Origin of the sequence: Halomonas sp. GXIMD04776 (assembly GCF_049808615.1) — a bacterium.
Lineage (GTDB): Bacteria > Pseudomonadota > Gammaproteobacteria > Pseudomonadales > Halomonadaceae > Modicisalibacter.
Genome location: NZ_JBNCAN010000050.1, coordinates 1 through 4365, shown reverse-complemented (window position 1 = coordinate 4365; position 4365 = coordinate 1). Strand labels below are relative to the sequence as shown.

General features: G+C 62.2%; 5 protein-coding genes. 2 read left to right on the top strand and 3 right to left on the bottom strand.

Annotation, left to right across the window (positions count from 1 at the left end; translation table 11 throughout):
• The 3 genes from ACPF7Z_RS19245 to ACPF7Z_RS19235 all read right to left on the bottom strand — a co-directional run.
• Positions 1–233 (bottom strand): ATP-binding protein (locus tag ACPF7Z_RS19245; protein WP_425194852.1); only part of this gene is annotated, 233 nt, incomplete at its 3' end.
• A 3-nt stretch (positions 234–236) separates the two neighbouring features.
• Positions 237–1259, bottom strand: coding sequence for an IS21 family transposase (gene istA / locus ACPF7Z_RS19240; protein ID WP_425194851.1), 1023 nt, complete (start codon positions 1257–1259; stop codon positions 237–239).
• Between the two features lie 459 nt (positions 1260–1718).
• Complete coding sequence (locus tag ACPF7Z_RS19235; protein ID WP_425194850.1) at positions 1719–3008, bottom strand: PLP-dependent aminotransferase family protein; 1290 nt, start codon at positions 3006–3008, stop codon at positions 1719–1721.
• 99 nt (positions 3009–3107) lie between these two features.
• Between ACPF7Z_RS19235 and istA (ACPF7Z_RS19230) the strand changes: the two genes are divergently transcribed.
• Complete coding sequence (gene istA, locus ACPF7Z_RS19230; protein ID WP_425194849.1) at positions 3108–4130, top strand: IS21 family transposase; 1023 nt, start codon at positions 3108–3110, stop codon at positions 4128–4130.
• Positions 4127–4365 (top strand): ATP-binding protein (locus tag ACPF7Z_RS19225; RefSeq protein WP_425194848.1); only part of this gene is annotated, 239 nt, incomplete at its 3' end. The genes istA (ACPF7Z_RS19230) and ACPF7Z_RS19225, both read left to right, overlap by 4 nt.

The following is a 4365-nucleotide window of genomic DNA, read 5'->3' as shown; positions in this document are numbered from 1 at the left end:
AAGGCGAAGTCGTAGTGCTCCAGCGTCTTCACCGCCGGGAAGGCGGCCATCTTCAACAGCGTCTGGCGCGAACGCTCGGCCCGGGCATCGGCTTCGGCGCTCAGCAACGTCTCGAGAAAATCGGCAAAGCTCGCCTCGCCGCTGGCCGCCCGCTGCGCGAGGTGCGACCAATCGCTGCTGATGCGTTCGAGCTTGAGGCCCTTGCACAGCTCGCGGATGCGGTCGTGTTGCAGTTTTCATGGGCGGGCCTCCAACAGCTGGTCATACACGGACAAGGGATGCTGCAAGCTCTCATGCGGTAACGCGCGCCCCGGCCGCAACGCCGGTACCGGAACGACGCTGGCGATCGGCGCCGGCAGCGGTAGCAGAACCCCGCGCTCCTCGGCCAGTCGCACCGCTGGCGGCAAGCCAGTGGTGCCATGCACCCGCTGATGGGCAATCTCATCGAGCCAGCGGCCGATGTGGGCATTAGCCATCGGCACGTCCAGGATCAATCCGGCGCTCTTGAGCGTGGCGGCCAGCGATGTGATGAAGCTGCCCTTGAGGTAGCCGTTGAAGCGCTCGACCTTACCCTTGGTCTTGGCTCGGTAGGGGCGACAGACCCGAGGGCAAAAGCCGTACTCCTCGGCCAACGCCGCCAGGGCCGGATGCCAGCGATGCCGGCCATCACCGCAGGCATCGCGTTCGGTAATGATGATGCCGGCGTTATCAAACAGCGCCTCTGCGGGGACACCACCAAAGTAGGCAAACGCCTCACGCAGTCCCGTCAACCATGCCTCGCTGGCCTCGCGTGTCGAGAAGCGCACGAAGGTCGCTCGGCTGTAGCCGAGTGTCGCGACGAAGGCCTTGAGCGGCTCGCGGCCGCGCCGGATCGTGGTGAAGTCGACCTGCAACTGCTTGCCCGGCGGCGTCTCGAAGCGCACGACCGGGTCCTCCGGTCGGCCCTTGAAGGGCGCCAGATAAGCCTTTAGCTGGCTGATGCCGCCGGCGTAGCCTTGCGCCTGAATCTCACGCATCAGCACGGTCGCCGGAATCCAGTGCGGGCGGGCCGCCGCGATACGTCCCTGAAGATAGGGCTTGAAGGCGTCGAGCTTGCCGGGTCGCGGTACTCGCGCCTTATAGCGTGGCAAGTCTTTCTCGCCGCGTAGGTACTTGCGGACGGTATTGCGCGAGAGCCCCAGCTCCCGGGCGATCGCCTTGATGCCATGGCCCTGACGGGCCAACACTTTGATCTCCACTGACTGCTCCTGGGTCAACATCTCGGCGGCTCAAAAGCCACCATCTTCGCCCAGAGGGGTCAAATTTACCTCGGCGTCAGGGGGTCAGTTTTACATTGGCGATGACAGGTGGCCTCGGGTTCTGGCTGCGATAAGGCTCGGAGGGTAGAATCGGTCATGGCGTATCCACTCGTGTTGATTGAGATCTTGGTCGTGATCAATCAACAGGATACGCCACCCTTCCTACCTTCTCTCATACACCAGAAATCACCATAGCTCCATCGAAGGAGCTTGCCTTGTCATGGGTCACCTCGTCTCAGTGTACTGTCTTAACGGGGTGTCCACTGCTGATGGGCAAGATCAAATATCAGCTTAATCAGATTTACCGCCGTTTCTCTATCTTGCCTTCAGGTGCAGGCCCTGCCTGTTTCACGCTGATCTGCGAAGAACTAAATAAAATCACTCTATATGCGTCAGCATTAACTTTAACTTGACCAATCACTAATTGAGTAGGCGGGTGAGGATGTGCCGAAGGCGAACGGATTCTGAGGTCAGGGTGCGTCCGGAGAGCATGCCAATGCCCAGGATCAGGCCGCTGCGAGGGTCATCTTCTGCACAAACCAGGCTCAGCGGGCGGGTAATAAGGTGTGATTGCAGAAGATTACGAGCGATACGACGATCATCCACTTCCGGTGAAAACTGCACACACAGGCTGATCGAGTGGCACGGCGGGGAAACATCGATAACACCCGGGACCTGAATCAACTGGTCGTGCATGACTTGCTGGCGAGCCAGGTACTCTCGCTGGATGCGCCGGTACCAGGCATCCAGCTCGCCTTCGGCAAGGAATTGGGCAAGTGCCGCCTGATCTAGCAGCCGCCCCTCTCGGAATACTTCGCTACGCAGCCGGTTTAGTGCATCAACCAGGCCATGTGGGGCGACCAGATAGCCGAGCCGCAGGCCTGGAAACATTAACTTGGAAAATGAACCCACCAGCAAGTGCTGGCTGGAGCGGCCATCGAACATCAGAGGGGCGCTGTCCTCTCCGGTGAATTCGTAGTCATCCTCCAGGATGTAGCGGGGCTGCATGGCATCACACATCGACTGGCGATGGGCCCGTGACGTCTTAATGCTCAGCGGATAGTGATGCGATCCGGTGAAATAGGCTAGCTGCACCGGCTGCGTAGAACTTCGCTGCACATGCCCCGTTTCGGGGTACCAGGTCAGGAGCTCAACCTTTGCACCTACGGCAGTGAAAATGTTACGAGCCCCCCAGTAGCAAGGCGATTCCATCAGGATTCGATCTCCCACATCGGTCAGTGCCAGAGCACACAGTTCGATGCCGTTGTGGGTCCCGTCGGTAATGATGATCTGGTCGGTATCGCAGGTCAGGCGTCGCCATCGCCAGAGAAAGTCACGTATCGCTCGCTTTAGCGGACCGTAACCGCCGCCAGAGTATGACAACAATAGCGCATTGCGTGGCACGGTTACGCTGGCATACAGCTCTCGCCATTTGGCCATGGGGAACTGGGTGATATCGGGGATACCGGGCATGAAAGCACCGCTCTGGATGGCGCTTGCGCTTGGCGTCTGAAGTATTTCCGTCGCGCGAGCGGAGAGCTGCGCCATGCCTGGCAGTGATGCCTGACGCAATGTTCCGGGGCGCCGGGTCCAGGTGCCCTGCCCTTGTCCGGTGATGATATAGCCCTCCTCAAGCAAGTGGCGCATTGCCTGTGCCAGAGTGTCGCGTGCCACGCCCAGTTGGCCGCACAGGGTGCGATGTGCCGGCAACCGGCTGCCTTCCTGTCATCGCCAATGTAAAACTGACCCCCTGACGCCGAGGTAAATTTGACCCCTCTGGGCGAAGATGGTGGCTTTTGAGCCGCCGAGATGTTGACCCAGGAGCAGTCAGTGGAGATCAAAGTGTTGGCCCGTCAGGGGCATGGCATCAAGGCGATCGCCCGGGAGCTGGGGCTCTCGCGCAATACCGTCCGCAAGTACCTGCGGGGCGAGAAGGACTTGCCACGCTATAAGGCGCGAGCGCCGCGACCCGGCAAGCTCGACGCCTTCAAGCCCTATCTTCAGGGACGTATCGCGGCGGCCCGCCCGCACTGGATTCCGGCGACCGTGCTGATGCGTGAGATTCAGGCGCAAGGCTACGCCGGCGGCATCAGCCAGCTAAAGGCTTATCTGGCGCCCTTCAAGGGCCGACCGGAGGACCCGGTCGTGCGCTTCGAGACGCCGCCGGGCAAGCAGTTGCAGGTCGACTTCACCACGATCCGGCGCGGCCGCGAGCCGCTCAAGGCCTTCGTTGCGACACTCGGCTACAGCCGAGCGACCTTCGTGCGCTTCTCGACACGCGAGGACAGCGAGGCATGGCTGACCGGCCTGCGTGAGGCGTTTGTCTACTTTGGCGGCGTCCCCGAAGAGGCGCTGTTCGATAACGCCGGCACCATCATTACCGAGCGCGACGCCTACGGTGACGGCCGGCATCGCTGGCATCCGGCCCTGGCGGCGCTGGCCGAGGAGTACGGCTTTCGCCCTCGGGTCTGTCGCCCCTACCGGGCCAAGACCAAGGGCAAGGTCGAGCGCTTCAACGGCTATCTCAAGGGCAGCTTCATCACGCCGTTGGCCGCCACGCTCAAGAGCGCCGGATTGATCCTGGACGTGCCGACGGCCAATGCCCACATCGGCCGCTGGCTCGATGAGATCGCCCATCAGCGGGTGCATGGCACCACCGGCGTGCCGCCGGCGATGCGACTGGCCGAGGAGCGCGGGGTCCTGTTACCGCTGCCGGCGACGACCACCAGCATCGTTCCGGTACCGGCGTTGCGGCCGGGGCGCGCGTTACCGCATGAGAGCCTGCAGCATCCCTTGTCCGTGTATGACCAGCTGTTGGAGGCCCGCCCATGAACTTGCAGCACGACCGCATCAGCGAGCTGTGCCAGGGCCTCAAGCTCGAACGCATCGGCAGCGATTGGTCGCACCTCGCGCAGCGGGCGGCCAACGGCGAGGCGAGCTTTGCCGACTTTCTCGAGACGTTGCTGAGCGCCGAAGCCGATGCCCGGGCCGAGCGTTCGCGCCAGACGCTGTTGAAGATGGCCGCCTTCCCGGCGGTGAAGACGCTGGAGCACTACGACTTCGCCTT